The sequence below is a fragment of the Thiocapsa sp. genome (assembly GCF_035467215.1).
Classification (GTDB): Bacteria; Pseudomonadota; Gammaproteobacteria; order Chromatiales; family Chromatiaceae; genus Thiocapsa.
Map to the genome: position 1 here is coordinate 1 of NZ_DATITZ010000277.1, position 5,147 is coordinate 5,147.

Consider the following 5,147-nt stretch of genomic DNA (forward strand, 5'->3'; position numbering starts at 1 on the left):
CGGCTCGGCCGGGAGCCGATTGTCCTCGCCGTTGCCCAGGTAGTTGAAGAGCAGGTTGCGCTCGGGGTCCCGCAGCACCGAGCCGAGCGAGTCGAAGCTCAGCGATTGCTCGGGCGGGGCATCGAAGAGGTGCTCGACCCAGGCCGAGTAGAATGCCTCCGTCGCCAGGTCCCACACGCCGCTCCCGCGGTCGCCCCCAGCTCCGCCGACGGTCACCTCGGTGCAGCCTGCGACCCGCCCTGCGCGAGTGGTCTCGATGCGATAGGTCCCGGCGACCGGGCGAAACTGAGTCCCGTAGAGACTCCAGGGCGGTCCGCCGGCGCGGGCGGTGCGCAGGCTGGTTTGGCGGCCGGCGGGATCCGTGATCAGCACTTGATCGAGATCGGCGTCGGTGGCGACCGCGATGATCTCGAGCGGAGCGCCCGGGCTCGGCTGCAACGGTGCGGTCCAGATCCGCACCTCCTCGCCTTGTCGGCATGCCTCGGCGGCTCGCGCCGTATCGGGGAGCATGGCCCCGATCGGGGAGAGACCGAGGATGGTCAACAAGACGATCGGCAATCGGATGGAGCGAGGAGTCGACATGGACACTCATCCGGCTCGGCTCAAGGTGTGTCGAGTCTATCCCGAGTGGGCCGCCGATGGGAGTCGTCTCGGGCACGCCCGAAATCTTGTGCCCCCTTAGATGGTGCCGAGCGGGAGCGAGGCACAACGAGCCGCGCGTCACCCTCGTCGCAGATCCCGGTCGACGATGGCCGCGACGACCAGGTCGCCCCAGACGTTGACGGCGGTGATGGGGTAATCGAAGAAACGGTCGACGACGAGGTAGAGGGCGAGATACGTCTGCGGCAGGCCGAGGAGGTCGAGCATGAAGGCCATCAGGGCGATGCCGCCGCCGGGGATGCCGGCGGTGCCGGCGGAGGAGGCCATGGTGAGCAAGACAATGAAGAGCGCCTGCGCGGGGCTAAGGTCGACCCCGGCCAACTGGGACATGAAGATGAGCAGGATCGACTGGTAGAGGGCCGAGCCGTCCATATTGAGCGTGGCGCCAAGGGGCAAGCTGAAGGCGGTGACCCGCTCGCTCACACCGGCGGCCTCCAGCGCCTGCTTCGAGACCGGATAGGTTGCGGCACTCGAGGCGGTCGAGAGGGCGGTCAGGAGCGGTGCGCGACAGGCCGCGACAAAACGCCAAGGTGAAAGCCCTGTACGCACACGAAACAGGGTCGGCAGAAAGACGCCGGCATGCAGCACCGCGGCCAGGGCCACCGCCCAGACAAAGGCGTGCAGCTGGAAGACCTCGGCCCAGTCCATCCCGGCGAGTCCGTCGTAGATCAAGGCCGCGATGCCGACGGGCGCGAGTGCGAGCACACCGCGCAGGACCTGCATCAGAAGTGCATCCATGGCGCGCGCACCGGCAAGCAGGGTTTCGCGCTGATCGCCGGCGATCCGCCGCGAGGCAATCGCCAACACGATGGCGACGAAGACGATGTGCAGGATGTTCCCGTCCGCGAGCGAGGCGAAGAGATTGCTCGGGACGAGGTTCGCGACCAGGTGCTCGACGCTGAAGCTCGCCGCGCGCTGCTCGACCTGCTCGAGCTGGAGTAGTCCCGCGGGGAGATCGCGCGAGAACGCGAGTCCGATCAGCGTCCCCAGCCCGGCCGCGCCCGCGGAGGTCGTCGCGTAATAGAGCAGGGTCCGTCCGCCGATACGCCGCAGCTCGCGCCCGCCCGAGAGCGAGGCATAGATGGAGACCAGGATCAGCGGCAGGATCAGGAGCTTGAGGATGGAGATGAAGATCTGCCCGATCCAGGCCACGTAGGGCGCAACGTTCGGGACCAGCAGCGCGAGCGCGATGCCGAGCAGCAGACCGACGGGGACCGAGTAGAGTCGGCGCAAGGTCAGAGTGATCGGCATGTCGATACTCGCGGAACTGCGTTAGACCCAGCCGAGACGGATCAGGTTGCGCTCGATCTCGTCCTGGTCGCTGTAGGGCGTCTTGTGGCCTTTGGCGTCGAGATAGCGCTCGTGACCCTTGCCGGCGACGAGCGCTACCCAGGGCTCGTCCTCCGGCCGCTCGGCGAGGAAGTCGAGCAGGCGCGCGATCGCGAGCGGACGCTCGATCACAACCTCGCGACCCGCCTCGGGCATGCCCGTCAGGATATCCGCGATGATCCGCTCGGGGTCCTCGAAGCGCGGATTATCCGAGGTCACGATCGTGTGGTCCGAATGCCGTGCGACGGCTGCCCCCATCAGCGGGCGCTTGAAACGGTCGCGATCGCCCCCGCAGCCGAAGAGTGTGGCGACCAGCGCTCGGGGGAAGGCATCGCCGATTGCGGTGAGGATGGTCTCGAGCGCGTCAGGGGTGTGGGCGAAGTCGACCACCAGGGTGCGGTTGCCGACGACGCGGCACTCGAAGCGCCCGTCCACTGCGCTCAAGTGACGCCAGTCCTCGCGCGCGCCCGGTCCCAAGACCCCGTCCGCCAAGGCGACCGCGAGTGCATAGTTCCGACGGTTGTGCGCCAGCGCGAGGAAGGGCTTGGCGGCAAGCGCCTCGGCGCCGAGCGTCGCGGCAGGCAGGACTTCGACGGGAACCCGTGGCTGGCCATTCTCACGCAGACGCTCGGCGACATCCGCACTGGTCGTGTAGAGACGGCCCCCGTCCGCGACCATGTCCAGGATGCGTGCCTTGGCCGCGAAATAGGCCGCCTCGCCGCCGTGATAGTCCAGGTGGTCCTGCGTGAAGTTGGTCCAGGCGGCGTTCTGCAGCGGGATGCCGTAGGCGCGTCCCTGATCCAGTGCGTGACTGCTGACCTCCATCGCGACCGCCGCATAACGGTCGCGATGGGCGTGCAGCAGACGGCGCAGCTCGATCAGGGGCGGAGAGGTGAATCCGGTCGTGACCAGCGGCGCGCCCGCCAAGGAGAGGCCGAGCGTCCCGACCGAGAGGACGGGTCGGCCATGCGCCGAGAGGATCGCCTCCAAATACTTGACCGTCGTGGTCTTGCCGTTGGTGCCGGTGACGCCCAGAAAGACCGTGCCGTCGGTGTCCAGCGGATAGACGATGTCGCAGAAACGGCCGACGACCGCAGCCCAATCGCCCGGGTGGGTGACATAGATGCCCTTGCCCTGCAGCCGCTCGACACCCTCGATCATGCGGTTGGTGACCAGTGCGGCGCAGGCGCTGTCGGCCAAATAGCGTTCGATGATCTCGGCGTCGGTGCGTCCGTCGTCGAAGCGCTGGAAGAAGAGGATCGAGCCGGCATCGCAGGCGTTTGCGCGCCATTGGATGTTGTCCAAGGTACCGGGCTTGGCCGGCTCGCGCCGCCAAGAAAAGTCGAGCATGGCCAGGAGATCGGAAAGGGCGTGATTCGGCATGGTGTTCGGGTCTGATGCACGGATGGTCGGAATGATACTTTACCCCCAACCCCTGTGACCGCTCGTGTGGATAAGCTGTTTGCGCGTGCCTTAACCCGCGGGTGGCTCACGGCGGATTCGTAGCCGGTCAAGGATTGCCCGCCTGTGGTTATTCGTGTCGAGCACCGGGCCAAGCCTCGGATGCCCGCCCGCTCCTACGCGCCCCGGCCTCGGATCTCAAGTATCATGTCGGATCAAGAGCCCGAACACAGAGTCATCTCCCATGCTCGTTCTCCGTGGTGCCTCCGCCCTTTCCGAGTTCCGTCTTCAGAAGCTTGCCGGCAGGCTGCGCGAGCAGATCGGTGCGCCGATCCAGGTCTATGCGGAGTATGTCCATTTCGCCGCTCTCGCGGGTGAGTTGGCCGAGGATCAGCGCGGGATCCTGGAGCGGCTCCTGCGCTACGGTCCCGCCTTGCCGAGCCACGCGCCGGTCGGCCGCCTCGTTCTGGTCGTGCCTCGGCCGGGCACCATCTCGCCGTGGTCGTCCAAGGCGACCGACATCGCGCACAACTGCGGACTCGAGGTCCTTGAGCGACTGGAGCGCGGCACCGCTTACTATCTGACGGCGGGCGGCGGCTCACCCGACGCTGGGACCGTCGAGCAGGCTGCCGTATTCCTGCACGACCGCATGACCCAGGTCGCGCTCTTCGACCTGGCCGATGCGCAGCGGCTATTCGCACACGCCGAGCCGCGTCGGGTGCGCCGAGTCGCGCTCGGCGCGGATCCCGAGGCGGCGCTGGCGCTGGCGAACCGCGACCTGGGCCTCGCGCTCTCGTCCGATGAGATCGCCTATCTCGCCGGCAGCTTCGAGGCGCTCGAGCGCGATCCGACCGATGTCGAGTTGATGATGTTCGCGCAGGCTAACTCGGAGCATTGTCGGCACAAGATCTTCAACGCTCGCTGGGATCTCGACGGCGAGCCTCAGGCGCACTCGCTCTTTCAGATGATCGGTCACACGACGGACGTCTCGCCCGAGGGCGTGCTCTCCGCCTACAAGGACAACGCCGCCGTTATCGAGGGCTGGGACGGGCGCCGCTTCCTCGCCGACCCCGTGACCGGGATCTACGGGGAGCATGAGGAGCCCATCCAGATCCTCATGAAGGTCGAAACCCACAACCACCCGACCGCGATCGCACCGGATCCGGGCGCGGCGACCGGCTCGGGCGGCGAGATTCGCGACGAAGGGGCAACCGGACGAGGCGCCAAGCCCAAGGCCGGCCTCTGCGGCTTCTCGGTCTCGGACCTGCGCATTCCCGGTTTCGGGCAGCCCTGGGAGCCGCCCGAGGCTGACTACCACGGTAAGCCGGGGCGTATCGTCTCGGCGCTCGACATCATGCTCGAAGGGCCGATCGGCGCCGCCGCCTTCAACAACGAGTTCGGCCGACCGAATCTGACGGGCTATTTCCGGACCTTCGAGCAGGCCATCCCCCGCCCGGATGGCGTGACCGAGCTGCGCGGTTATCACAAGCCCATCATGCTCGCCGGCGGTCTCGGCAACATTCGCCCAGAGCATGTCGCCAAGGACAGCTTCCCGGTCGGCACGCCGCTGATCGTGCTCGGCGGTCCGGCGATGCTGATCGGGCTCGGCGGCGGGGCGGCCTCGAGCATGGCCTCGGGCGCCTCGGCCGAGGACCTAGATTTTGCATCCGTGCAGCGCGCCAACCCGGAGATGCAGCGCCGCTGCCAAGAGGTCATCGACCGCTGCTGGGCACTCGGCGAGGACAATCCCATACTCT

At 67.4% G+C, this 5,147-nt stretch carries 2 protein-coding genes and 2 pseudogenes; 1 reads left to right on the top strand and 3 read right to left on the bottom strand.

The window, feature by feature from the left end:
- The 3 genes and pseudogenes from VLR48_RS15730 to VLR48_RS15740 all read right to left on the bottom strand — a co-directional run.
- Positions 1-582 (bottom strand): annotated as a pseudogene (locus VLR48_RS15730) (hypothetical protein); the annotation flags it as partial.
- A gap of 138 nt (positions 583-720) precedes the next feature.
- Entirely contained in the window at positions 721-1,911 is a 1,191-nt protein-coding gene (locus VLR48_RS15735; RefSeq protein ID WP_325292698.1) for a dicarboxylate/amino acid:cation symporter, read from the bottom strand.
- Between the two features lie 21 nt (positions 1,912-1,932).
- Positions 1,933-3,372, bottom strand: a complete 1,440-nt coding sequence (locus tag VLR48_RS15740) for a Mur ligase family protein (RefSeq protein ID WP_325292699.1) — start codon at positions 3,370-3,372, stop codon at positions 1,933-1,935.
- A 262-nt stretch (positions 3,373-3,634) separates the two neighbouring features.
- Between VLR48_RS15740 and VLR48_RS15745 the strand changes: the two are divergent.
- Positions 3,635-5,147, top strand: a pseudogene (locus VLR48_RS15745) (phosphoribosylformylglycinamidine synthase); the annotation flags it as partial.